General features: G+C 53.9%; 18 protein-coding genes. 9 read left to right on the forward strand and 9 right to left on the reverse strand.

Annotated features, from left to right (window positions below; genetic code table 11):
- Positions 1 to 56 precede the first annotated feature (56 nt).
- Positions 57 to 2705 (reverse strand): aminopeptidase N, encoded by a 2649-nt coding sequence (gene pepN, locus ACUHMQ_RS14170; protein ID WP_445296113.1) that lies wholly within the window; start codon positions 2703 to 2705, stop codon positions 57 to 59.
- Between the two features lie 360 nt (positions 2706 to 3065).
- Between pepN and ACUHMQ_RS14175 the strand changes: the two genes are divergently transcribed.
- From ACUHMQ_RS14175 to cobA, 3 genes are read left to right on the forward strand one after another with little or no spacing between them, the layout of a single operon-like run.
- The gene (locus ACUHMQ_RS14175; RefSeq protein ID WP_445296114.1) at positions 3066 to 4733 is read left to right on the forward strand and encodes a nitrite/sulfite reductase; all 1668 of its coding nucleotides are present in this window, start codon (positions 3066 to 3068) and stop codon (positions 4731 to 4733) included.
- Positions 4726 to 5241, forward strand: coding sequence for a DUF934 domain-containing protein (locus tag ACUHMQ_RS14180; protein WP_445296115.1), 516 nt, complete (start codon positions 4726 to 4728; stop codon positions 5239 to 5241). The genes ACUHMQ_RS14175 and ACUHMQ_RS14180 overlap by 8 nt, the downstream gene beginning before the upstream one ends.
- 3 nt (positions 5242 to 5244) lie before the next feature.
- Positions 5245 to 6003: a uroporphyrinogen-III C-methyltransferase gene (cobA, locus tag ACUHMQ_RS14185; RefSeq protein ID WP_445296116.1), complete on the forward strand. Its 759-nt coding sequence runs from the start codon at positions 5245 to 5247 to the stop codon at positions 6001 to 6003.
- A gap of 103 nt (positions 6004 to 6106) precedes the next feature.
- On the opposite strand, the gene ACUHMQ_RS14190 is transcribed toward cobA, so the two are convergent.
- Positions 6107 to 7627 (reverse strand): BCCT family transporter, encoded by a 1521-nt coding sequence (locus ACUHMQ_RS14190; protein WP_445296117.1) that lies wholly within the window; start codon positions 7625 to 7627, stop codon positions 6107 to 6109.
- A gap of 479 nt (positions 7628 to 8106) precedes the next feature.
- The gene (locus ACUHMQ_RS14195) at positions 8107 to 8922 is read right to left on the reverse strand and encodes a DUF429 domain-containing protein (RefSeq protein WP_445296118.1); all 816 of its coding nucleotides are present in this window, start codon (positions 8920 to 8922) and stop codon (positions 8107 to 8109) included.
- Positions 8923 to 9226: 304 nt separating this feature from the next.
- Between ACUHMQ_RS14195 and ACUHMQ_RS14200 the strand changes: the two genes are divergently transcribed.
- Positions 9227 to 10405, forward strand: coding sequence for a branched-chain amino acid ABC transporter substrate-binding protein (locus tag ACUHMQ_RS14200; RefSeq protein WP_445296119.1), 1179 nt, complete (start codon positions 9227 to 9229; stop codon positions 10403 to 10405).
- Between the two features lie 749 nt (positions 10406 to 11154).
- Positions 11155 to 11889: a transporter substrate-binding domain-containing protein gene (locus ACUHMQ_RS14205; protein ID WP_445296120.1), complete on the forward strand. Its 735-nt coding sequence runs from the start codon at positions 11155 to 11157 to the stop codon at positions 11887 to 11889.
- A gap of 51 nt (positions 11890 to 11940) precedes the next feature.
- On the opposite strand, the gene ACUHMQ_RS14210 is transcribed toward ACUHMQ_RS14205, so the two are convergent.
- The gene (locus ACUHMQ_RS14210; protein ID WP_445296121.1) at positions 11941 to 13191 is read right to left on the reverse strand and encodes an EAL and HDOD domain-containing protein; all 1251 of its coding nucleotides are present in this window, start codon (positions 13189 to 13191) and stop codon (positions 11941 to 11943) included.
- 145 nt (positions 13192 to 13336) lie between these two features.
- On the opposite strand from ACUHMQ_RS14210, the gene ACUHMQ_RS14215 reads away from it, so the two are divergent.
- Together ACUHMQ_RS14215 and ACUHMQ_RS14220 are read left to right on the forward strand one after the other, a co-directional pair.
- The gene (locus ACUHMQ_RS14215) at positions 13337 to 14845 is read left to right on the forward strand and encodes a cyclic nucleotide-binding domain-containing protein (protein ID WP_445296122.1); all 1509 of its coding nucleotides are present in this window, start codon (positions 13337 to 13339) and stop codon (positions 14843 to 14845) included.
- A gap of 28 nt (positions 14846 to 14873) precedes the next feature.
- Positions 14874 to 15251 carry a hypothetical protein gene (locus ACUHMQ_RS14220; RefSeq protein ID WP_445296123.1) on the forward strand — a complete coding sequence of 126 codons (378 nt, stop codon included), beginning with the start codon at positions 14874 to 14876 and terminating at the stop codon, positions 15249 to 15251.
- 306 nt (positions 15252 to 15557) lie between these two features.
- Here the strand turns inward: ACUHMQ_RS14220 and ACUHMQ_RS14225 are convergent, their stop codons facing one another.
- From ACUHMQ_RS14225 to ACUHMQ_RS14240, 4 genes are all read right to left on the reverse strand, one after another.
- Positions 15558 to 16919, reverse strand: a complete 1362-nt coding sequence (locus ACUHMQ_RS14225; protein ID WP_445296124.1) for a sigma 54-interacting transcriptional regulator — start codon at positions 16917 to 16919, stop codon at positions 15558 to 15560.
- Positions 16916 to 17530, reverse strand: coding sequence for a hypothetical protein (locus ACUHMQ_RS14230; protein WP_445296125.1), 615 nt, complete (start codon positions 17528 to 17530; stop codon positions 16916 to 16918). The genes ACUHMQ_RS14225 and ACUHMQ_RS14230 overlap by 4 nt, the downstream gene beginning before the upstream one ends.
- Positions 17517 to 18935 carry a sensor histidine kinase gene (locus tag ACUHMQ_RS14235; RefSeq protein ID WP_445296126.1) on the reverse strand — a complete coding sequence of 473 codons (1419 nt, stop codon included), beginning with the start codon at positions 18933 to 18935 and terminating at the stop codon, positions 17517 to 17519. Before ACUHMQ_RS14235 ends, ACUHMQ_RS14230 begins: the two co-directional genes overlap by 14 nt.
- Before the next feature lie 323 nt (positions 18936 to 19258).
- Positions 19259 to 19639, reverse strand: coding sequence for a hypothetical protein (locus ACUHMQ_RS14240; protein WP_445296127.1), 381 nt, complete (start codon positions 19637 to 19639; stop codon positions 19259 to 19261).
- A 430-nt stretch (positions 19640 to 20069) separates the two neighbouring features.
- Here ACUHMQ_RS14240 and ACUHMQ_RS14245 point away from each other — a divergent pair, with 430 nt between their 5' ends.
- Positions 20070 to 22241 (forward strand): hypothetical protein, encoded by a 2172-nt coding sequence (locus tag ACUHMQ_RS14245; RefSeq protein WP_445296128.1) that lies wholly within the window; start codon positions 20070 to 20072, stop codon positions 22239 to 22241.
- 109 nt (positions 22242 to 22350) lie between these two features.
- Positions 22351 to 23520: a hypothetical protein gene (locus ACUHMQ_RS14250; protein ID WP_445296129.1), complete on the forward strand. Its 1170-nt coding sequence runs from the start codon at positions 22351 to 22353 to the stop codon at positions 23518 to 23520.
- Here the strand turns inward: ACUHMQ_RS14250 and ACUHMQ_RS14255 are convergent.
- Complete coding sequence (locus ACUHMQ_RS14255) at positions 23495 to 23983, reverse strand: DUF4442 domain-containing protein (protein WP_445296130.1); 489 nt, start codon at positions 23981 to 23983, stop codon at positions 23495 to 23497. The genes ACUHMQ_RS14250 and ACUHMQ_RS14255 overlap by 26 nt on opposite strands.
- Between the last annotated feature and the right edge of the window lie 569 nt (positions 23984 to 24552).

The following is a 24552-nucleotide window of genomic DNA, read 5'->3' on the forward strand; positions in this document are numbered from 1 at the left end:
ATTAGACCACGCCTGCCCTTGACGGCAAGGTACTTGGCAGGCGCGATAGTCATGCTCTATTGGAGATTTTTGGAAACGATTTCATATACGTCACGTGACAAATCGGCATGCGCTGCCAAACGTTCCAGCGCATTTTTCATCGCCGCGCGTCGTTTAGGCTCAAGCTTTTTCCAGCGGTTGAAACAACCCGCCAAGCGGGCGGCAACCTGGGGGTTCAGCTTGTCGAGCGCCAGGATGGTATCGGCTGCGAATATGTAGCCCGACCCATCTGCCGTATGAAAGCCAGCCAGATTGTTGTGCAGCAACGCACCAATCAGCGCGCGGACTTTGTTTGGGTTGGTGATGGAAAAGGCCGGGTGTTGCATCAATGCTTTTACATGGGTGACAGTACCCAGGCGATGGCTAAGTGCTTGCAATGTGAACCACTTGTCCATGACCAAAGCATCGTCAGCCCATTTCTGGGCAAATGCATCAAGCGCAACATTGCCTTCCTGCCAGTTCACCAAGCCGGCCAGTGCTGCTTGGGCATCGGTCATGTTGTTTGCTGTGGCGTATTGTTGTTTGGCAAGTTCTATCAGGCCAAGTTCATCGAGCTCAGCAAGATAACTTAAGCAAACGTTTTTCAATGAGCGGCGCGCAACGGCAGCGGCTTCGAATTGGTAGGGACTATCGTCCTGCATGCGGGTGAAGCAGGTTCTGAGCTCGTTACGTAAAGCACGGGCCAACCCCAGTTTCATTGCATCACGTCCAGCGCGGATGGCATTGGGATCGATTTCCGACTGTTGGTCTGCCAGATAGGTTTCAGCAGGCAAGGTCAGCATCAATGCGACCAGAGCTGGGTCGAGCGTCTCATTGGTCAATACCAGACGCATCGCCGCGACGAAATCGTCGTTCAGTACAAGCGACTCACCTGCATGGGCGGCATCGATGAGTACCTGCAGATCCTGCACCATCAGTGTTTGGCCGGCCTCCCAGCGACAGAATGCATCGCTGTCGTGCGCCAGCAGATGGACCAGCTGTGAACGGCTGTAGGGGAAGTCCAGCTTTACCGGTGCCGAGAAGTTGCGCAGCAGTGAGGGCACGGGTTCTTCCTTCACATTGATGAAGGTGAACGACTCATTGACGGCCTTGATAGACAGCACACGAGTACCCGTGGTGGCAGCCGCATCCTGGGCCAGTTGCAAGGGCAAGTCTTGACCGTCGCCGCCAACCAAGCCCAGGGCAAGGGGGATATGGAACGGCAGTTTTTCTGGCTGGCCTGGCGTTGCGGGGCAGCGTTGGGCGATATCCAGCGTATAGGTTTGCGCTGTAGCGTCGTAACGGCCGCGTACAGTCAGTTCTGGCGTACCGGCTTGTGAATACCAGCGTGAGAACTGGTCGAGGTCATACTCGTTGGCATCCGCCATGGCGGCACGGAAGTCATCGCAGGTGACGGCTTGGCCATCGTGGCGCTTGAAGTAAAGATCCATCCCTTTACGAAAGCCATCACGGCTCAGCAGGGTCTGATACATGCGTACGACTTCAGCGCCCTTTTCGTACACGGTGACGGTGTAGAAATTGTTGATCTCGATATAGCTTTCCGGACGAATGGGGTGTGCCATCGGGCCAGCATCTTCGGCGAACTGGTGGGTACGCAAAACCCGTACCGCATCGATACGGCAGACGTCGGCACTGCCCATATCGGCCGAGAATTCCTGGTCGCGGAAGACAGTGAGGCCTTCCTTGAGCGAAAGCTGGAACCAGTCGCGGCAGGTAACGCGGTTACCGGTCCAATTGTGGAAGTACTCGTGGGCGATGACGGATTCGATGCCATCGAAGTCCATGTCGGTCGCAGTATCCGGTCGCGCCAGCACGTACTTGGTATTGAATATATTCAGGCCTTTGTTTTCCATTGCCCCCATATTGAAGTCGCTCACAGCGACAATCATGTAGGTGTCCAGATCGTATTCCAGGCCATAACGCTGTTCATCCCATGCCATTGCTTTCTTGACCGAGGTCATGGCGTGGTCGCATTTATCTAGGTCTGCCGGTTCGACAAAGATTTCCAGGATGACTTCGCGCCCGGACATCGTCCGGTATTTATCCGACAGCTTGACGAGCTTGCCGGCAACCAGCGCGAACAAATAGGCTGGTTTTTTGAACGGATCTACCCACTTCACCCAATGGCGGTTCTTGTCAAGCTGGCCCTCGCCGACTTTGTTGCCGTTGCTCAGCAGGATGGGCCACTTCTGTTTGTCGGCCACGATGGTTGTTGTAAACCGAGCCATTACATCCGGGCGGTCCAGATAGTAAGTGATCTTGCGAAAACCCTCGGCTTCGCACTGGCTGTAGAAGTTGGCGCCGGAGCGGTACAAGCCATTCAAGCTCGTATTCGTTTCCGGGTGGATGAGGGTGACAATTTCCAGAATCGCATTGTCGGGCATTGCCGTAATGGTCAGCGACTCGTCATCGAGTTTGTAACGGTCAGCAGCCAATGTCTCGCCATCAAGCTTGATCGACTCGAGCGTCAATTCACGACCATGCAGGCACAAGGCTGCACGCGGATCGGCATGTTCGGGGTTGCGGTGTAGCACCAGACGTGAGGTGACGCGGGTTTGGGTTTCATCCAGATCGAAAGTCAAATCGACTTTATCAATCATGAAAACAGGAGGTGTGTAGTCATGCAACTGGATGGCTTGAGGGGTATTGGCATCGAGTTTGGCCATATCTCTTCTCTGGCGGCAGCAAGGTCAGGATCACTGTGACTTGCAGTTAACGTTATTGTTTCCACCGGCTGGACAGTTTGATGCGATGAGGTCTGGCTGGCGCCATTTCACATCCTCGCCACGGTCATGTGCCTTGCCTGTCAAGTCTAAACAGGCACATGAAAGCCGGTGTGGCCGCGATTATAAACGGTGGTTTTTCCCCCGGCTTGCTGGTGTACAAGCGGGCATGATTTGTGGGCAATCTGTCACGAAATCTATATGCATTTAAATCGCCATTTATAGATGAAAATCTTCGTTTTTTGCATATGGGTGCACTGCTATTCTGGTCTGACCAGCTAGGTTTCCCGATCGGCAGTTCCTATGTATATCTACGACGATTACGACCAGCAGCTTGTTGACCAGCGTGTTGCTCAGTTCCGTGATCAAACCCGCCGTTTTTTGTCTGGCGAATTGAGTGGGGAGGAGTATCGCCCGTTACGGCTGCAAAATGGCCTCTACATTCAACGCTATGCCCCTATGTTGCGCGTTGCCATACCGTATGGCTACCTGCGTAGTGATCAATTGCGGGCGCTTGCTCAGATTGCGCGCCAGTACGACCGCGGCTACGGCCACTTCACCACTCGGCAGAACATCCAATTCAACTGGCCAAAGCTGGAGGATGTGCCCGACATCCTTGCCGACCTTGCCCGCGTTCAAATGCATGCGGTGCAAACCAGTGGCAATTGCGTGCGCAACACGACAACCGACCAGTTCGCTGGTGTTGCACATGATGAGTTGATCGACCCGCGCCCATGGTGCGAAATCATCCGTCAATGGTCGACATTTCACCCGGAATTTGCCCACTTGCCGCGTAAGTTCAAGATTGCCGTCAGTGGTTCGCTACAAGATCGTGCTGCAACCTGGGTGCACGATATTGGCATCCATGTCGTCAGGAACGAGGCCGGGGAGGTTGGCTTCAAGGTGATAGTTGGCGGTGGACTTGGCCGTACCCCGATGGTGGGGGCGGTAATCCGTGGTTTTCTACCCTGCGAACACCTACTGAGTTATCTGGATGCTGTATTGCGTGTGTACAACCGCTATGGCCGTCGCGACAACAAATACAAGGCACGCATCAAGATTCTGGTCAAAGCCATGATACCGGAGGCGTTTGCCGCCAAGGTAGAGGCCGAGTGGGCTTACTTGAAAGATGGCCCGATGACGCTGACAAAAGCCGAAATCGACCGTATGGCCGGCTTCTTCACATCCCCGCCTTACGAGCCTTTACCTTCAGAGGATACCGGCTTTGCCAAGCAAAAGGCTGAAAGCAAAGCTTTTTCGCGCTGGGTGGAACGCAATGTCTTCAAGCACAAGCAATCGGGTTATGCCGCAGTTACCTTGTCGTTGAAGGCTACCGGCATTGCCCCTGGTGATGCGACCGATGTGCAGCTTGATGCTGTGGCCGAATTGGCAGATCAATATGCCTTTGGTGAGATACGCGTCAGCCACGAGCAGAATCTGATCCTGGCGGACGTCAAACAATCCGACTTATGGGCAGTGTGGGAAGCCGCAAAGAAGCTGGGATTCGCCACACCGAATATTGGGTTGCTTACGGATATTGTTTGCTGCCCAGGAGGCGACTTCTGCGATCTGGCCAATGCCAAGTCGATTCCGATCGCTGAAAGCATTCAACGTGTATTCGACGACCAAGACTATTTGTTCGACCTGGGTGATATCGACCTCAATATCTCTGGCTGCATGAATTCCTGCGGTCATCACCATGTAGGCCACATCGGTATTCTTGGTGTGGATAAGAGTGGTTCCGAGTGGTACCAGGTATCGCTTGGTGGCCGCCAGGGGCATGACGCGAGCCTGGGTAAGGTGATTGGCCCAAGCTTTGCCCAGGATGAGGTACCGGGCGTGGTTAAACAGATCATCGACGTATTTGTCGAGCACCGGTTGGGTGACGAGCGCTTCCTTGATGTATTCGACCGGCTGGGAATAGAGCCTTTTAAAACCCGTGTCTACCAGAAGGAGCGGGTTCATGGATAAGCCGCCGCAACTGCTCAAGCTGAATAGGGCCAGTGGCCAGCATGGGTTTTTGGCCAACCCCTGGCTGCGCTTCAGTGAAATAGAGGACGAACCCGTACCGCCAAACAGTCTCATCACGCTGAAGGCATGGTTGGCACGTCGTGACGAGTTGATCAACCGTGCGGATGTGGGTATCTGGCTTGCACCGGATGACGAACCGGAAGTGCTCGGTGTGGATGCAGCCAAGCTAAGTATTATTGCGGTGGACTTCCCAACGTTTACCGATGGCCGTGGTTTCAGCATCGGTCGGCTGTTACGTGAGCGATATGGTTTTCAGGGCGAGCTGCGCGCGGTGGGGGATGTTTTCAAGGACACCTTGTTCTATCTGCGCCGCTGCGGTTTTGATGCCTTTGAAATCCGGCCTGACAAGGATGCGGAAGAGGCTGCCAAGGGGCTTAATGACTTCAATAATGCGTACCAGGGCGCAGTGGATCAACCGTTGCCTTTGTTTCGCCGTCGAGGCCAGTAGAGCATGGCTGGCAAAGTCTATCTGATTGGTGCTGGGCCTGGCGCGGCGGATCTGATCACTGTTCGCGGTATGCGTTTGCTACAGCAGGCGGATGTTGTCCTCTTCGATGCGCTGGTTCAGCCCGAAATGTTCGACTATTGCCAGAGGGCGGAATTGATCGACGTGGGTAAACGTTGCAACCTCGCTTCCACCCAGCAACGCTTCATCAACAAGATGCTGGTTGATGCTGCACAAAAGCATGCCGTGGTGGTGCGCCTCAAGGGAGGCGACCCGATGTTATTCGGCCGTGCACAGGAAGAACTTGCAGCATTGGATGAGGCTGGGGTCGAATACGAGGTGGTGCCAGGGGTGACAGCTGCGCTGGCGGCGAGTGCGGATGCCGGCGTGTCGCTGACCAGCCGTGGTCTTGCGCGCAATGTGTTGTTTGCCACCGCGCGGGTAGGGTATGGAGAAGACCCGAATGACTGGGTCAAACCTGTCGTGGCAGCGGACACGGTGGTGTTGTATATGGGGGTGAAGCAGGCTGCGGAGGTCGCTGCTGCATTATTGGCGGCCGGCATGCCGGCCAACACACCGCTGTTGATTGTGGAGAATGCATCTCTACCCAGTTCGCGCGAATGGCCGCTCACGCTGGCCGAGTTGCCAAAGGCGGCTGATTGGCACTTGGCGGGCCCTGCCATCTTGCTGATTGGTGAGGTATATCGCGCCAAACTTGCCTTGGCCGAGCCACTGGCCACTGCGCATCGGAAGTGCAGCGCTTGAAACACCCTCGGAATGCTCATTTACTACTTATATGAACTTTGCGTCCTCAGGTGTTTTCGCTTTGTCCCTCTTTAGCTGGGCTCGCGAGACTTTGAACAGGCTCTCAGTAAGTCAATAGGCCATCCCGCTTTGGTCCGTGCTGCAACTCGCGTTGTTGCTGGCTGTTAAGGTCGGTATCCAGAACGCGGTAGAGCGACCAGCATAAGCCCAACATTAAAATCGCGAAGGGCAGGGCGGTGATGATCACCATGGCTTGCAGCCCTTTTAATCCGCCTGACAACAACAATACGCTGGCAATACCCGAAATCATCAGCCCCCAACATAACTTGATACGTGCGGACGGGTCGGCAGCACCGTTGCTGGACAACATGCCGAGCACAAAAGTGGCGGAATCGGCCGAGGTGACGAAGAACACACCTAACAGCAGCAGTGCGATCAGCGACAGCCATTGCGCCATGGGCAAGTTGGTAAACAGGCTGAACAAGGCGCCTGCGATATCGGTTTGTACGGCGGCGACCATGGGTGCGCCATCGAACATGGCCTGATGCAAGCCGGTGCCGCCAAAGATGGCAAACCAGGCGAAGCTCAGCAGGGTGGGCGCGAACATCACGCCAAGCACGAATTCGCGAATGGTGCGGCCACGTGAGATGCGAGCGATGAAAAGGCCGACAAAGGGCGACCAGGTAATCCACCAGGCCCAATAGAACACGGTCCAGTCCTTGATCCAGTTATCGCCCACGAAGGGGGCGAGCTTTAGGCTGGTGCTCAGCAGGTTGTTCAGGTAACCGCCCAGCGTGGTGGTGAAGACATCGAGAATGAACAATGTTGGGCCACAGACAAGCACCAGTAACGCCAGTGCACCCGCCAGACCGAGATTGGCATTACTCAACCACTGTATGCCGCGTTGTAAGCCAGTAAGGGCGGACGTGAGGAATACAACCGTGGTCAACGCAATCACCACCAGCTGGGTGGTGGTGCCATTCGGGATGCCAAAAACAACTTGCAACCCTGTGGATATTTGCAGTGTGCCCAGCCCTAAAGAGGTGGCTACCCCGAAAGTGGTGCAAAGAATGGCTAATATGTCGATGCTCTGGCCGACCAAGCCTTGGGCATGCCGTCCCAGCAAAGGCTCCAACGCGGCACTTAACAGTGCTGGACGTTTCAGATTGAACTGGGTGTAAGCCAACGCGAGGCCGACGATGCTATATGCAGCCCAAGGGTGCAGCCCCCAGTGGAAGAAGGTTTTCCGCATCGCTTCACGCCCTGCCTGTGCGGTAAGGGCCTTAACGCCAAATGGCGGGCTGGCGAAGTGCGATAAGGGTTCTGCTGCGCCATAGAACACGAGGCCTATGCCCATACCGGCGGCGAACAACATGGCAAACCAACTAAGGCGCGAAAATTCAGGCTTCGCATCGTGACCGCCAAGGTGGATCTGACCAAAGCGGCTTAGCGCCAGGAACATGGCGAACAGCAGGAAAGTCAGCATGGTCAGAAGGTAGAACCAGCCGAATCTGCTCAGGGTCTGATCAAGAAGGAAATGGGTGGTGCTGGCGAGCTGGCCAGGTGCAATGATGCCCCAGCCAAGAAACAGGCCGACCAAGGCGAGGGAAAGGCGAAATACCATGCTTATCTCCGGTTAATGTGCTGCTTCGCCGGTACTGCGATAGAAAAATGAGGTGCCAGCCGTGGAAATAGCCGGTGGCAACAAGGCGAAACAGCGATTGAGAGCGGATGGAGCAGGAGCCGGGGAGGCCCCAAGTTGATTACCTGAGTGGTGGCAATCGGCGCGAACCCGAGGGACGCAAGAGATGGAAAATCAGTTGGTAAAAACAGAAAAAAGATTGGTCATTCGACTGATTGATTGCAAGTCATTGACCAATAAGACCTTTTATAGTCTGTCGGAATTATCTCGTCTTGTAAACCCGGGTTAGCCGTCAACGTAAGCTTCGTGTGTCCATCTAAAGAATCTGCTCAAAGTCTCACGAGCCAGGGTAAGACAAGGCGAAATTCAGCTGAGGATGCGGAGTTTACAAATGGTAAATAAGCATTCCGAGGGTGTTTTTAACGCCGTACTGCCGACGCACAGAAGACTTTGAACAGGTTCTAACTTGGCTGTGTCGTGACGATCCACCCTTCCAACGGATCGATGGAAAGCGGTAACCCATGATGCGGACGTGTCGCTGCCCAGCCGGCCTGCATCAGACACAGCACGGCATCGAGTCTATCTGCACTGCCTTCCTCGATAAGGGACTGTACTGTCGTCGCGTCGTTGATATGCAGCTGCATGCCAAGCGGGTGCCTACTTTCTATTAGTGCCTGCACGATCGTTGCGCGATGCGCTTGTCGGCCAGCGGTCTGCTTGGCTTTCTCGTCGCTCTTGTAACTGGCATTGCCGATAATCGATCTGGCTAGTAGTGCGGGGTAGCCTTCCAACGCCACGCGTTTGGCATCTCCTTCGTGTAGGCCGGGAAGGTGCGCACCAGCTGCCAGTAAGCGGGGAGCTCCTTCTTTCAGCATGAATGCGACGGGTGGGTTGACCCACTTCATAGAAGGGCTTGAGCGTGCTACCAGGTCGGTCGCGCGATGAGCGAATTTGTTGCCGACAGGGCGGGATGCACAAAACGTTTTGAATGTATCCACCAGCTCGCTACGGGATTGGTTTGCCAGTTGCCGAATCAGCATGTCCCATTGGGTCGGCCATTGCAGTGTCTGAACAAGTTCACGTGGCAAACCGAATGGAAAATCGCACGCTGCCAACCAGGGGCCTGGCTGTGTCAGCAAATCTTCAAAAGCATGGAAGTCGGTTAAGTGAAGCAGGGCGTGCAATGCAAGTACATTGCCGTTCAACCGGCCTTGCGCCACGGTAATAGGCTTGCTTTTGCTAGGGCGGCTGGTGAAGTCAATGCCAAGTAGCAACATGTTTGATAGCCGAAATAGGCGATGGGCGGTTGTGCCAGTTTAGGGAATTCCCCAGTCTGTAGGCGGGGGGGCGGGACTACAATCTTGCCGGCATGGCCATAATACGGCTGCGCGAATGGTTTGTTTGACGCCTGTTTTGCCGCTGCTGGCGATCCTGCTGTGTAACGCGTGACAGAACGTAAACAGGCTCTGAGAGTCTTATTTTACAAGCTGGTGCAGCAGGATTTTGAACAGGCTGTATGTTTCTACCCGTTCCAGATGCAAGTTGAGGTGTGGGGCGGATGTACCTACCAAAGAGATGAGGATGACTGTGAAAAAGACCCATGTATTTGCGCTGACAGTGACTGCGGCATTGGTGCTTGCGGCTTGCGGCAAGAAAGAGGAAGCACCTGCGGAAGGAGGTTCGGCTGCTGCCGATGCGCAAGTGGTGAAGATCGGTTTTGCCGCTCCGCTGACTGGTCCACAAGCGCACTATGGCAAGGGTTACCAGAATGGCGTGTCGCTGGCGATTGACGATGAAAACGCGTTGAACCCTGAAATCGGCGGCAAGAAAGTGAAGTTTGAGTTGCTGTCGGAAGATGATCAGGCTGATCCGAAAGCCGGCGCACAAATCGCCCAAAAGCTGGTGGATAGCGGTGTGATGGGTGTTATTGGCCACTTCAACTCGGGTACATCGATTCCGGCTTCCAAAGTGTATTCCGACGCAGGTATTCCGCAGATTGCAATGGCGACAGCTCCTGCCTACACCCGGCAAGGTTTCAAGACCACTTTCCGTTCCATGACTAACGACACCCAACAAGGCAGTGTGTTGGGTAAATATGTGGTGGAAAAGCTGGGTGCCAAGAAGATCGCTATCATCGACGACCGTACGGCCTATGGCCAAGGTTTGGCGGACGAGTTTGAAAAGGCTGCCAAAGCTGCAGGTGCCGAAATTACCAAGCGTGAATTCACCAACGACCGGGCTACGGATTTCGCCAGTATTCTGACCGCGATCAAGGCAACGCCGCCGGATGTCATCTTCTACGGCGGTGCAGACGCCCAGTCTGGGCCGATGGCCATTCAGCTCAAGCGCCTGGGTCTGAAAGCTCCGCTGGTATCGGGCGAGATGACGCGTACCGACAGCTTCCTTTCGCTGGCTGGTAAGGATGCTGAAGGCAGTATTGCGTCGCTTGCTGGTGTGCCGATGGAAAAGATGCCCGGCGGTAAGGATTTCGAAACCCGTTACAAAGCCAAGTACCAGGAAATGGAAATCTATACCCCTTACGGTTATGACTCCGCCCGCCAGATGATTGCCGCCATGAAAAAGGCCAACTCCACCGATCCCAAGGTTTATTTGCCTGTGCTGGCCAAGGAAAGTTATGCCGGTGTGACCTCTTCCGTCATCGCCTTTGATGAATACGGCGATCTGAAGGTTGGTGGTATCACGGTGTACAAGGTTGTGGGTGGTAAGTGGTCGGTGCTGGAGACCCTGGGCGGTCACTAAGAACCTGTTTACGATCTTACTGTGCAGCTGTGATAAGGGCTTATGTGCTGCTCGAAATCCTCATGTACCCACGTACATTCCGGTTTCTGTGCTGCTCTGCACCCTGCTGACAGCTGCTCGTGACAGATCGTCAATAAGCTCAAAGAACCTGTCTTCGGTCTGCTATGCGTCAGCAATACGGCGTTAAAAATAGCCTCGGAATGCTCATTTACCATAAGTAAACCCCGCTTCCTCGGCTGTTTTCGCCTTGTCTTGCCCTAGCTCGCGATACTTTGAACAAGTTCAAACGCCTGCTTACATCTGACTGTGCAGCTGTGATCAGAGTTTATGTGCTGCTCTGCACCCTGTTGACAGCTGCTCGCAATAGATCCTGAGCTGGTAGCGATCCAGCCTTGATCTGGGAACCCACCGTTTCGACGGTGTCAGGTTGTCAGATCAATTAGGTGTTCTTATGGTCTTGTCCTGGCGATAGTGGCATTGTCGCTATCTGATGAATTTGCTGACCATTGCCGGCCAGATGCCCTGCAATATCTACCTCTGTCGGCGGGCACAGTTTTCGTTCAGTTCAATAGCTATGCTTTCTACTGGCTATAGTTAGGACGCATGGCATTTTTATTGGCTGACAGCGCAAGTAGGTATCACCAATGTCGCGTAGTTCTGCCAGAACTTTTAAATGCTGAGGGAGCCCTAATTCAGGACTGGAGGCATTTATTATGGTTAGGGGCATATGGTGCTTAGGAATAGGCCTGATGTGTATTGGTCACGCATCTGCTTGCCAGATGTCATTGATTTACAATACGGATCCCTCGCCACCTTATATTACCAGCGACAACGAAGTTCCACAGGAAAAGCCAGGCGCTGTAATTGAGTTATTACAAATGGCTGCGAAGCAAATAGGATGTACGCTGGTTCTTACCAGATTGCCAAATAAGCGACTTTTGGCAGAAACGAAGATAGGTATTTATGATGCGGCCATTTTATATTCGTATAGTCCCGAAAGGGCCTTATCTTACGCCTACCCCATGCAGGGCGATAAACCCGATAGCCAACGGCGTATAACTACGCTCGCATATTATCTATATAAGTTGAAGGGCAGTCCGGTAAATTGGGATGGCCAGCAATTTAGTGGTATTAATGGACCAATAGGGGTGAATTACGGTTGGTCTGTAGGAAAGGATATATTGGCGCATGGGATGAAAATATCTGAGTCTTATACGACCAAGCAGAATCTGATACAGCTGCATTTGGGCCGGCTGGAAGCCTACGCAACATTTGGTGCAGTAGGCGATGCTGTTATCCAGCAGGAGAATTTCAAAGATATCGAGCGATTGCCGACGCCTATTTCTAAGAAGGATTATTTCCTGATTTTTAATATTCCGTATTATCAGAAGAATACGGATCAGGTGGAAAAGTATTGGACGGAAATTGGTAAATTGCGCGAAAGCGCATTGCCCGGTCTTCTTAAGAAATATGACTCCGACTGAGGGCGTTCCCTGCGCCCCATTACTGATGCACAGCAGAATTTGAGCAAGTTCTCAACCGGTGCTGGAAGATTCGCGGCCAAGACGGCTCGCCCAGGCCAAGGCTTCCACTTGCATGTGGTTCAAATCGTCCAGGGTCAGCTTACCCAACTGCAATAACCGGTCTTCCGTATAGCTGGGCTCATCCTGCTCCATCCCCTCCACAAGTTGCAGTAATTGCCCCAGCCAACCGCTACGTTCGAGCAAGGCGCGGTGAACGGATTCCTCCAGGCTCAATGCCTGTAACAAAGTGGGCATCGGTTGGCTAAATAGTGCATCAATGAGGCTGAGCATGCCTACCATAAAGCCCCGTTCTGCTAACGGTCGGTCGCCAGGTTTCAGGGCTTTCGTTAACAGTTCCATCAGATAGCCGCGTACCACAGCGGTTTGTACCAGTGGGTCGGCAGAAGCATTACCGCCTGACTGTTGGGCAAATACCATGATCTGTACCCAACGATGCAATTGAGCCCGGCCGAGCAACGTAATGGCTGTCCGTACGCTAGCAACCTTGCGGGGTAGGCCAAATGTCACTGAGTTGACGAGACGCAGCAGGTGTACGGTGAGTTCGGGGGCTTGTTTCAGTGTGATTTCTAATTCGCCAATATCCACATCTGCTGCTACTTGGCCCAGCAGCTTCAGCAGCAACATGGACGAAGGTTGTACCGGCTTGCCACTTAGGATGGTAGGGCGGGCGAAGTGATAACCCTGGAACAGGTCGCAACCTAAGCCATGGCAAAAGTCGTGCTGCTCAGGTGAGTCGACCTTCTCTGCCAGGATATTCACACCAAATGGTTTTAGTGCGGTGACCAAGGCCGCTGTAGAAGCGGGGGGCATGGCCAGAACGTCGAGTTTGACAACTTCTAGCAATGGTAGAAGCGCTTGTTGGGCATCACCAAAGTCGATGACATCATCAAGCGCAAGCCGGTAGCCCGCTGTCTTTAACATGTGGCAGCGTTCAATCACGGCAGGTGTAAGCGCTACGGTTTCCAGTATTTCCAAAACCACGCGTTCACGTGGCAGCACTTCAATCACATCGCTCATCAACAAGGGTTCGGACAGGTTGATGAAACCAAGCTTGTCTTCCAGTACTGACTGCAGGCCCAAGCCGCTGAAAGCATGCTGCATGACTGCAGCGCTGGCGGCTACATCGTCGGTGATCGTGGCGAAATTCTGCTGGTTGGTACGAAACAGTAGTTCATACGCCACGAGTTCGCGCTGACGGCCAACAATAGGCTGGCGGGCGAGGAAGAATTTAGGGAGAGACATATACACGCGAACAAGTAAGGTGCTTTCATCCTAGAACTTGCTATGGCCGATTTCACCTTCCAATAAGCACAGATCACAACAGGTACTTTATCGACGTCATGGGTTTTGTATGGCCTATCCTCAAATAGGAGGCACCTGCAATACCATGAGTATCGTCGATCAACTTACCCGCCACGAATGGCCCTATCTGCTAGGTATCTGCGCTATCTTGCTGGTCGCGTTGTATCGCTTCCGTCCGGATGAGCGACGTAACGTATGGCTTACGCTCCTCTTTCTTGCGCTGGGTAGTATTGGCCTATTCATCGCTCAACTGGCTGCATCGCTTGGGATGAGCCAGGGTGCTGCTGTTCTGAAGGAAATTTTCACCATTCTGCTTGGCCTGGTGGTGATCCGCCTGTTTGGTCTGGTGATATTTCGGCTGGTATTGGTCAGCATGCGGGTTCCCACGCCACGCATACTTGAAGACGTACTGGTCATGGTGGCCTACTTGGCCTGGGGCATGGTGCGGCTGCGTTATGCGGGGCTCGACCTCAGCCAGTTGATCACTACATCGGCTGTACTTACAGCGGTCATTGCTTTCGCGATGCAGGACACACTGGGCAATATCCTGTCGGGTGTCGCGCTTCAGTTGGATGAGTCGTTGGAACTGGGCCAGTGGGTGGTGCTGGGGGATGTGTCAGGCAAGGTGTTGCAGGTGGGTTGGCGCTCCACGCTCCTCGAAACGCGTAATGGTGAAACCGTGGTGGTGCCCAATGCCTGGTTGATGAAGAACAGTTTCCGTGTGCTGGGTAAACGCTTTATCGGCCATGGCATGCTTTGGCGGCGCTGGGTCTGGTTTGAAATTGCCTGGGAGATCCCGCCTGCCAAGGTTCTCGCTGTCTTACAGAATGCGATCCGCGATGGCCGTATCCATGGCGTTTCCAGTGAACCGCCCGCCCAGGCTGTACTGATGGAAGCGCGTGACGGGATATCCCGCTATGCATTGCGCTACTGGCTGACAGACTTCACTGCTGATGATTCGACCGATTCCCAAGTCCGAGCCCATGTATTGACGGCGCTGGTTCGATACAACATCCCGCTGGCGAGTACGACCCACAATGTGTTGATGACAAAGGACAACGATAAGACGGCCGCCCAGCGCCAATCCACCGATATACAACGTCGACTGGAAGCGCTGGAAGGCGTGACCTTGTTTGCGGACTTCACACCGGAAGAACGTCGGCATCTTGCCGAACAGCTGAGCTTCGCCCCCTTTGAGGAAGGGGATGTCATCAGTCGGCAAGGTGCGGTGGCCCACTGGCTCTACATTCTTACCTGTGGGGAGGTCGATGTCTGGCGCGACTACGGTACGCCGATTGCCGAAAGACTCGGGCGTATCAAGGCCAGTAATTTCTTTGGCGAAATGGGATTGATGACCGGGGCGCCGCGCACTGCCACCGTGGTTGCTGCGTGTTATGTCGAATGTTACCGGCTTGATCGCAATAGCTTTGAAGCGATCTTGACTGCCCGCCCTGCGTTGGCGGATGCGCTATCGCATATCCTGGCCGAGCGTCTGCACGACCATCATCTGCATTCAGTTACCCAGACTGATATTCCCGCACCACCGCGTGAAGCCGAACTACTGGAACGGATACGACGTTTCTTCGGTCTGTAGCAGACGTTGGTTTTTTGGGTACCTTTGCATGAGAAAGCAGTATCACTTTCGCCCAGGCGAGCGGGGCTTACTTGCCTGGGACGTACATCGAATGATCGAGCTGACCAAACATCTTCCGGTACGGCAGGTTTCGTTGGATGCCATACAAGAGCTGGATGAGCCCTATTGGTTTGGCGAGGGAAGCGAAGCGCCAACATGCCGGGTGGTGGCTGAGCATGCTCAGCTGATTGCCGAGGCTGATTTGCAGTACCCGGTAATTTTGTCGTCCGATGGCCGGGTCATGGATGGGATGCATCGCATCGCCAAAGCGGTGATACAGGGACGTAGCTGCATTGATGCGGTTCAGTTCGAACAGGACCCTGAGCCACATTTTGTTGAGGTGCATCCGGACGATTTGCCCTATTAGAACCTGTTCACGATCTTACTGCGCAGCTGTGATCAGGGCTTATGTGCTGCTCAAAATCCTCATGTACCTAAGTACATTCCGGTTTCTGCGCTGCTGTGCGTCCTGCTGACAGCTACTCGCGACAGATCTAGAACATGTTTTTAGAGCCTGTTGAGAGTCTGCTGCGCGTCAGCAATACCGCGTTGAAAACGCCCTCGGAATGCTCATTTACCGCTCATAAACTCCGCTTCCGCGGGTGTTTTCGCCTTGTCTTGCTCTAACTTGCAAGACTTTGACTACCCAGCTATACAACATACGCCACGAGTGCTACTCGACGACGGGTGGGGGCTCACGGAATAAGCCTGGCGTGAGGTCGTGCTTTTGCAGCAGGCGATAGAACTCGGTCCGGTTGCGTTCAGCCAGTCTTGCTGCGTCAGCCACGCTACCGTCGGTGAGTTTCAATAGCCTTACCAGATAGTCACGTTCAAAGCGTTGTTTCGCTTCGCTATAGCTGAGCACTTCCACTGCTGGTGCGCGTAATGCGCGTTGCACCAGTGATAGCGGGATGATGGGCGATGTCGCCAAAGCGCAGACCTGTTCGACCGCGTTATATAGCTGGCGCACATTGCCGGGCCACGGGGCGGTTGCCAGTGCTTCCAGCGACTCTGGTGAGAACCCGTTCAGGCGTTTCTGGTACTTCTCGGAAAGCTTGACGAGGAAGTGATTCACCAACAGGGGAATATCTTCCCGCCGCTCTGCGAGGCTCGGTAGGGAAAGAGTGACGACATTGAGCCGGTAGTAGAGGTCTTCACGGAACTGGCCCTCTGCCATTGCGACGTCAAGGTCACGGTGGGTGGCGGAGAGCAGGCGCACATCGATCGGCACCGATTGGCTGGAGCCGACCGGTCGGACTGAACGCTCCTGCAGTACACGCAGTAACTTCACCTGTAGTGGCAAAGGCATGTCACCAATTTCATCCAGAAACAAGGTGCCGCCGCCAGCTGCCTGAAATAGGCCCTGATGGTTGGCTACTGCGCCGGTAAAGGCTCCCTTGATATGGCCGAATAGTTCGGATTCGAGCAGGGCTTCGGGGATAGCGCCGCAATTGATGGCAATAAATGGCGCCTGGGCGCGGGGGCTGGCCTGATGGATGGCTTGGGCAAGCAATTCCTTGCCCGTACCGCTTTCGCCACGAATCAGAACGCTTGCGTCCGAGCCTGCAATCAGCTTGGCTTCAGCCAGGAGCGATGCCATACGGGTGGACCGGCTGACGATGGTTGCGCGCCAGCTGTCGTTGTGGCTGCTGCCTGGGTTGCCGGGTGTGGCGCTAAGTGCAAGCGCCTGGGCAATCTTGTCCAGCAATACCTTGCTGTCAAAGGGTTTGGTGAGGTAACCGAACACGCCACGGGCAGTGGCCTCGACAGCGTCGGGAATCGTACCGTGTGCGGTCAGCAGAATAACTGGTAGCGACCGATATTGTGCACGGATCTGGTCGAACAGGCTCAAGCCATCGCGGTCGGGCAGGCGAACATCGCTCAGGACCAGCTGTGGCCGTTCAATCGCCAGCCGGGCGAGTGCGGCATCGGCGGTACCAACGGCAGTAACGTTGTAACCAGCAGCGCTCAAACGCATGCTCAAGAGTTTAAGCAGATCGGCGTCATCGTCCACCAGCAGGATATGTGCGCTCATGGTTGTGCTCCATTTACTGCCGATGTGGGCCGATTCGGTAGGCTGCGCTCAATGGCTTTGAGTCCTTCAAGTTTTACGGTCAGCGTCTTCAATTGGGTGCGAAGCAATTCCAGCCGTTCATTCTGCTGCTCACTTTTTTTCACGCTATCACGTAGCTGCTGTGACTGGCGCTCGACCGTGTCTTCCAATTTCTTTTGTTCCGCCAGCTGTTCTTCCAGCTTGCGCAATTCTGCCCGGTGATAACTGAGCTGGCTGACCAGTAACTGCGCCATTGCATGGTAGGGCTGGGCATCATTGCCCGGGTTGCGTAGTACCGCTTCCAGCAGCAATTGTGCCTGGGCTTGGTCGGTTGTACTGCGGCTGCGGGCCAACACCAGGCTGAGCTTCATCGCATTGGCGGGGTTGGTGGGCGCGTTGCTGAGGCGTTTAGCCTCGCGAGCTTGTTCAGCGCCGGGCATTTCCTGCAGCTGTTGGTGATAAGCCAGCAATTCCCGGTTTGCCATATCGGTAAGTGTTGTGGGAACAACAGGATCGGTGGCGCGTTTGGTGGCACAACCAGCTAGACAGAGAAGCGCTGCAAGGAAAATATGTAACGATTTATTCTGGAGCATAAGGTAATTCAATCCGGAAGCGACAGCCTACTTCGGCCGGTAGCAAGGCTATCTGGCCGCCATGTGCGGCAATGTATTCCTGCACGATCGAGAGGCCGATACCACTGCCCCGCCGGGCGCCAGGCATCTGCCGTTGGCCCTGGTAGAACGGTTCGAACACCCGGGCCCGGTCCTGTGGCGCTATGCCAGGCCCTTGGTCGCTGATCTCGATGGCCAGGTGACCCAGCCGACGCTTGAGTCGAAAACGGATGACACCTCCATGCGGACTGAAACGAATTGCATTAGATAACAGATTGCCCAAAGAAGTTGCCAGCTTTTCGTTATCCACGTCCAATGTCAGCGGCTCGCCTTGCAAATCAATCTTCAACTGCCGAGCTTGCCATTGCAGGCGCTGGGTATCGATGACTTTTTGGATCAGGCTGGTGAGTTCGGTAGGTACAAGGCTGAGTTTGCGAGATTCGAACGTGGCGGCATTAAAGCGAAGCAGGTCTTCTATCTGTGTCTGCAGCGCCAGGGTATTTTGGCGAAGGATGTGCGTGATCTCTTGCTGCTGTTTACTCATGGGTCCTGCAACTTCGTCGGACAGTAAGGCGACGCCCTCACGCAAGGCGGCGAGTGGAGTTTTCAATTCGTGTGAGACATGGCTTAGAAACCGTGCCTTGTCGGCTTCCAGTTCGCCCAGTCTCAGACGCAGCCAATCCAGTCGCAGGCCAAGACGTTTGAGGTCGGCGGGGCCATGAATGTCGATGTTGTCCTCCAGTTTGCCTTGTCCGAGCGAGCCGATGGCAGCTTCCAGCATGCGCAAGGGGCGGCTGAGCCATAAGCCGAAAATAACAGCCAACAGTATGGCAAGTGCACAAGCTACCATTACTTGCCAGTTCAGCTGTGCGCGGCCAGCTTCCAGTTCATTCAACAGAGCACGGTGTCGGGCATCCAGTTCGGTACGTATCTGCTCGCCTATCGTGTTATCCAGCGCCTCCAGTTCGTTGAAAGTATCGGTAAGCGCTTGCTCGCGTTCCTGCTGCGGTATGCTGAAATCGTTTAACTGCTGTGCAACCGTGGCCATATGGCGAGGCCATTCACGCAGAGCTTGCGAATGGGGTAGCGCCGCTTGTAAGCGTTGCTGGGCAGCTTCCGCATCGCGGCGTGCTTCTTCGTAGCGCTGGCGGAAAATGACTTCATCGAGCACGAGGTATTGGCGCGCCGCTCTTTGCATCGCCACGCTGCGTTCGGCTAGAAGCTGCAGGTCATTACTCAGCTGCATGGCTTGGTTTGCACCGGCACGGTTTTCTTTGATCAGTCTTTCCAGCGTTTGCAAGCCACGAAGCGAGGCGGTGCCCAGGAGCAGAATGATCAGCAGAAAGGAGCAGAGCAGTAGTTGACGAAACGAGATACGAGCTAGCATGGTTGATGGATATGGGCAGACTGCGCTGATTATCGGGCCAGTCCGGTTACGGCTTGCCACTCTAAATTGCTGATTAGATTAAGACTTCAAGAATCTTACAAGGTGCATTGCATTATTCCCGTTTGGAAATAAAAGCCGATATGGTGCAGCAGTGGTGTCCTCTGCGCCTGTTTTCGAGGGTTTGCCGCGTAGCTTTGATTGAGGCTCTGCGCCCAACTGACGACTGCTCACGGCTGGATTGGGACACTTAAACTGGACTGCAGCGCTAGCAACGCTGTATGTGTTCGTACCTCGGTTGCACCGCGAAGTCGTTTACTGATTATTTACATGGTGGCGTTTGCCTGCCATTTGCCTTGGTATTTGGTACAACTGGCCTTCTTTTTTTCCAGGTCCTGCGGGCTTACCAGGTAATAGTAGACAGTACCGGGGCTGCCCATCGCGCCAGCACAACTGGCTAGCGCAGGCTTAGGACAGGCTGGCAGCACATAGGCACGAATCTGGCCGCCCATCTCTTTAAATGCTTTCTCGTTTTGTTCGCACTGCTGTTTGTATTCAGCGGCGGGCACTTCCAGATCGATTTCGCTACAGTCCTTGATGGGCAAACCTTGCAGGTTGCCCTCGAACACACAGGCGCTCTTGGCCCAGGCTGTACCACTAAATAGCAGCAAACCTGTCAAGGCGAGGTGGGAGAAAATAGTGTGCATAGCGTGCCCTCCTCGGGACATGGGCTGGTCTTTGCCAGCATCGAACAAAAGTTATAGCTGATGGTATGACTGCTGTCTGTGTTTTGCTCGGCATTCAGTTGCACTGACGACATGGCGTGGCACAAACGCTGCAGGGTTATCGCTCGGCTTTGCTATGAAATTATTTGTTGTGAGGTGGACAACGCATCCCACCTACTCCTCACCAATTTCAAGTTTGATAGACCAATGGCAAACAGTAAAAACATTGACAGCTTCGATTGGTAAGCCATCAAAACTGCTGCTAGTTTGAATTCTAGCCAAGTCATTGTACGCCCGGCATGGATATGCCGGGTTTTGCATCTATGGGTGGCCAAGGCTCAGCGATATACATCGCATACCTTTGTAGTAATGCATAAGGGCCAAGGCTATGGGCAAACTGGAGGAGAAGATTATGCAGAGAAAAATACACTATCCCGTACTGGTATTGACCGGTGTTCTGACTGCAGCTTTGGGTGGGTGCGGAGGAGGGGATAGCACTACTACTACTACAACGACACCACCAACCGCAGCTACCAACGTGACAGTTTCGCCTTCACTAGGAAAGTTTTCTTCTGGGACGCCGGTGCGCGCCCTGACCTTGGCGGGTGCGGTGCTGGGTACTGGAACAATTGATGCAAATGGTACCTCTATCCTTAATATAGGTAGCCACACTGGCCCTTATGTTGTGGAGGTGACCGGTAATGGCACCGCCACTTACTTTGATGAAGCCGCCGGTACGAACGTGGTATTCCCCAATGGGTCGACGTTAACGGCTGTTGCACCGGCGGGTACCACTGCTGTGGGCGTAACGCCATTGTCTGATGCTGCCAAACGGCAGTTGGAAGCGGCCTCTGGTGGCCTGGCTGCAGCAAGTACAACCAGTATTCAGCAGGCTAATGCAACGATTGCAGCGGCTTTTGGCTTAGGGGATGTTCTGGCACCCCCTACGCTGGTTGGTAGTGGCTCTGCAGGGACACTTAAGGACAGTACGGCAGATCGTTATGCATTGGTGTTGGCAGGTATCGCCAATAGCGGTGCAACAGGTGTGGCTGTCCACGATATTGCGAAGTTTCTGGCTCGAGACTTGGCAGATGGAAAGCTTGACGGTGTTCCACTACCAACTGACACAGCCCCGATGACGGGTGTGGTGATCAACGACTTCATCACCAATTTCACGACCAAGCTACGCAAGGCTGCGGATGATTTTGCTGATGACGCTACACGCGAACGTGTTCATAACGAGGAGGTTGTGCTGAACCCGGTACCAACGCCAGTAGATACCTCACTGGCAGCAGGCATCGCTGCTGCACGCAAGATGCTGCGGGACGTACGGGTGTCAGTTTCCTTGGCAAATGCCCAGTTGCACCATACCGGAGCTGGGCTATCTGAAGCCGTGCACAAGGTGAACGATCTAGGTCGCCTTAGCCTGGAGCATTTCCATATGCTTAAGGAGGGGTTTGATTTCCTGCGCGATCTGCGGGCGGAGAATACGACTGGCGCCACGCAGAACCCCAATCTGAATAATCGATGGGAGAAGGAATTCACCTCGGGTGTGATGAAGATGCGTTGCCGCTCGGATGTGGCGGATGCCAAGAATGTGGCCGAAGTGAAATGTACCTATGCCAATGGCCAAGGCCGTAATCCAGCCAATGCAACAGAATGGAGCCGCTTTGCCTTTACTGTGAAACGTGGAACTGCAGATGGTTTGGCCAGCTGGGATGCGTATAAGGAGTTTTCAGCGGACGGCAGCTATGCCGATCCTAATTACACCAAGCGAGCATTTGGTACTGACCAGGACGGTACGCTCAGCTACAGCAAGTCTGGCGCCGCGGAGAAGTATGCTGTCAAAGGTGATATGCCATACGGCATGTTGGTTGAAGACAAGCAGACATTGGATATTGCGGTAACCCGGACTGAAGTCGTTGACAACTCGGGTAACGCCTCGGGTACCGGGTCAGTCGTTGGTACGGCTACGCGCACTGTGGGTGACAAAAAAGCCCAGTTGGAGATTCTGGATGGCTCACAGGTAAGCTACCGCGAAAGCGACGAAATGGCTTTTGGTACGCTGAAGGTGAAGGCAACAGTAGGCCAGTATGGTATCAGCGGTGATCTGACCTTGGGCGACCCGATTGTATTGCCTGCAACAGGCAACTTTACCGGGTCGATTGGTGTAATCGGCGTTAGTGTGGCAGAGGTCGTAGCCAGTGTTACCCGTAAAGCCATAGACCCAGTGCATGAGCTGGATGCCGGTACCATTTCGGCTACAGCGAAAGTGACAACAGCGTCTGGTACTGTGGTGCAGCTGGCGGTGGGGTTGGAGCGTGAGCAAGCCGGTATCGATACCGTCAAGTTGTCTAGCACGCATAAGGTGGGGGATCGTTCTGTAACCTTGGGGGCCACATTGGTGAATGGCCACCTTTCTGATACGGCCACCATCAGCAATGCAGAGGGGGTGACAGTCACACTTACTCGCGGTACCGATGGCAAGCTGATAGGTAAGGTCAAGAAAGGTGAGCAGGAGGTAGGCACCATTGCAGATGAGAAGGTCAACTTCAAGGATGGGTCGACCGAGACCTTGGGTTGATTTTGTGCACAATATGGGCCCGATAAGCTATTAAGGGCTGGTTGGGTTAGAGGCCTGCGGCGTAAGCTGGCGGGCCTCTCTATTTTGTTAATACGCTCAGGGTTTAACCATGCCGGCATTACGTTTCTCGTTGTTCCTATCTGTATTGCTTGGTGTTGGATCTCCTATAGTGCGATCAGCCAGCCTGCAAAGTAATCCGGCAGGTTTCGACCCATTGGTAAGTTTGCAGTTCGGATTGGACGTCCAGGCTTTCAGCGACCCACTCCCGTTGTTGAGCCTGAACGATGATGATTGGGGACTGAAGCTAAAAAGCCGGAACCAACGTGAACATGCATTCCTGGATGGTTGGGCATTTGCAGGTGGGGAAGAACAGGGATGGCATGTGACAGCATTGGCCCGTCGATATGGTGTGGCGCATGCTAACCGTGACACCGTGTTGCTTGCGCAGCAGATAGAGCAGCGCTTACCGTTTGATCCAAATCAGCGATATGAATTGGACTACGGTGTGGACTACTGGACCGGTCGAGGATTTAGGGTGGGTAAGGCATTCAATTTCCCCATTGCCAAGCTGGGGCAGCTGGATGTTGGTTTGGCGGTGCAGTATCTGAAGTCGGTGGATATTAAAACCGAGAGTTTTGTAGGTACCGCTCAATCCAACGCAAACCAGCAGTTGCAATTCACGGGTAGGCGCGAGGCGGCTGGTAGTTTGATGAACACGAGCGACCCAACACGTTTTAATCCATTTTTCGCAGCAGGGGATCCATCGGGATATGGATACGCACTGGATGTTGGCTTACGCTGGCGTGGAGATAATGGATTGCAGGCGGAATTGGCGGGTTTCGATATTGCTGCTCGAATCAGGGGTAAAGATATGCCCCGCTCTTACCAGTCTGGCAGCTTTCTATACACCAAGGATGGCGACTTCATTGGGAACGCTGATGGGTCGCCCGCTGTATTAGGGCGGGACAGTCGGGGTAACGTGGTGCTGCGCCCTAAGTCGAACTGGTTGGCCGATGTGCGTTGGCGAAGAGAGCAGTGGCAGGGTGGACTGGCGTGGCGAAATACAGATGGTTTGAGTTTGCCCAAGGTGCATGGGGAATATCAGTTTATGCCTACAAATTGGCTTGGTCTGGCGTATACCCCACGCACCGGTTTGGTGGAGTGCAGCATCAGCAATTCTTGGGTCTCATTCTTACTTGCCAGCAGTAACGCAAATGTGGATAAGGCACGGGCCTTGGGCATGGGGCTCCGTCTTACACTGCCTCTTCAATCTTGGTAGTGCTGAGTTGTTGGTGTTTGTTCGGCTTCTTCCGGATATAGATGGTCTTACGTACCCGGGCTACCAGCTGGTTCTTGTCATCAGTAATGTTGATGTCGAACTGCGGTAGATATTTCTCCCCGCCCGCTGTCTGGCTTCGGATTTCTACCAAGGTGGCGTAATCAATCGCAAATTTGGCGCGAACCACACCACGCCCTGGCGCCACAAAGTCAATGCTGGCGCTCTGGTCCCATACGTAGTAATCCTTCCCCAGGATTTGCATCAGCATCAACATGTACCACGGGTCTGTCATCGCAAACAGGCTGCCGCCGAAATGGGTCCCCACATAATTACGGTTATACCAGCGCAGTGTCAGCGCAACTTCGGCTGTACGGTAGTCAGCACTGACACGCGTAGCGTGAATGCCAGTCAGTAGAAATGGCGGCCAGAGATTGATCAGAAATCTGAAAGTGCTGGATTTCATGGTTGTTGAAACCTCTCGATATGAACAAGACTTACACTGAGATTGTCTATCAAGCGCTTGTTTGTCAATTTGCTTTGTTACTTCACTTAGTCTTACCGCACATAACAATTCCTAACTGGGTGTAAAGGATTGGTTTATGAACTGTGACGAGTAGTAGTCAGTGGAATGCAGCGCAACGCAGAAATCGTGATCATGACTGTTCAGTAAGATCGTGAACGGGTTTTAAGGCGCGTATGTATATGTAGTGTGACCCACAACAATATGTATGCATTCTCATGACGAGCCCGCTTGTAGCGCTACCTAATCTGATGGCTAGAGGGGCTTTGATAAGGTTTCGACGCACTAGATTGGCGTTTGATGAACAGTGAGGAGAGGAAGTTGATGGGGCTGCTCAATTATTTTGTCCGGCTGATTCGTTAAGAATCATTGGGTTGTTGATAGATGAAGGCTTTGGCGTTAAAAAAGTGTTGTGTGGGAGTTGACGAGTGTTGGGGCGGTGCGTATAGTTCGCCTCTCTGCTGCTGACGCAGACAAAAACGAAGCGAAACTGATGAGTGTAGCTGAGTGGG

The sequence above is a fragment of the Chitinimonas violaceus genome, assembly GCF_052601015.1.

Bases quoted from the DNA above. Each gene is read 5' to 3' on its own strand.
- pepN (WP_445296113.1), bottom strand. From the start codon at position 2,705: ATGGCCAAACTCGATGCCAATACCCCTCAAGCCATCCAGTTGCATGAC.
- ACUHMQ_RS14175 (WP_445296114.1), top strand. From the start codon at position 3,066: ATGTATATCTACGACGATTACGACCAGCAGCTTGTTGACCAGCGTGTT.
- ACUHMQ_RS14180 (WP_445296115.1), top strand. From the start codon at position 4,726: ATGGATAAGCCGCCGCAACTGCTCAAGCTGAATAGGGCCAGTGGCCAG.
- cobA (WP_445296116.1), top strand. From the start codon at position 5,245: ATGGCTGGCAAAGTCTATCTGATTGGTGCTGGGCCTGGCGCGGCGGAT.
- ACUHMQ_RS14190 (WP_445296117.1), bottom strand. From the start codon at position 7,627: ATGGTATTTCGCCTTTCCCTCGCCTTGGTCGGCCTGTTTCTTGGCTGG.
- ACUHMQ_RS14195 (WP_445296118.1), bottom strand. From the start codon at position 8,922: ATGTTGCTACTTGGCATTGACTTCACCAGCCGCCCTAGCAAAAGCAAG.
- ACUHMQ_RS14200 (WP_445296119.1), top strand. From the start codon at position 9,227: ATGACTGTGAAAAAGACCCATGTATTTGCGCTGACAGTGACTGCGGCA.
- ACUHMQ_RS14205 (WP_445296120.1), top strand. From the start codon at position 11,155: ATGTGTATTGGTCACGCATCTGCTTGCCAGATGTCATTGATTTACAAT.
- ACUHMQ_RS14210 (WP_445296121.1), bottom strand. From the start codon at position 13,191: ATGTCTCTCCCTAAATTCTTCCTCGCCCGCCAGCCTATTGTTGGCCGT.
- ACUHMQ_RS14215 (WP_445296122.1), top strand. From the start codon at position 13,337: ATGAGTATCGTCGATCAACTTACCCGCCACGAATGGCCCTATCTGCTA.
- ACUHMQ_RS14220 (WP_445296123.1), top strand. From the start codon at position 14,874: ATGAGAAAGCAGTATCACTTTCGCCCAGGCGAGCGGGGCTTACTTGCC.
- ACUHMQ_RS14225 (WP_445296124.1), bottom strand. From the start codon at position 16,919: ATGAGCGCACATATCCTGCTGGTGGACGATGACGCCGATCTGCTTAAA.
- ACUHMQ_RS14230 (WP_445296125.1), bottom strand. From the start codon at position 17,530: ATGCTCCAGAATAAATCGTTACATATTTTCCTTGCAGCGCTTCTCTGT.
- ACUHMQ_RS14235 (WP_445296126.1), bottom strand. From the start codon at position 18,935: ATGCTAGCTCGTATCTCGTTTCGTCAACTACTGCTCTGCTCCTTTCTG.
- ACUHMQ_RS14240 (WP_445296127.1), bottom strand. From the start codon at position 19,639: ATGCACACTATTTTCTCCCACCTCGCCTTGACAGGTTTGCTGCTATTT.
- ACUHMQ_RS14245 (WP_445296128.1), top strand. From the start codon at position 20,070: ATGCAGAGAAAAATACACTATCCCGTACTGGTATTGACCGGTGTTCTG.
- ACUHMQ_RS14250 (WP_445296129.1), top strand. From the start codon at position 22,351: ATGCCGGCATTACGTTTCTCGTTGTTCCTATCTGTATTGCTTGGTGTT.
- ACUHMQ_RS14255 (WP_445296130.1), bottom strand. From the start codon at position 23,983: ATGAAATCCAGCACTTTCAGATTTCTGATCAATCTCTGGCCGCCATTT.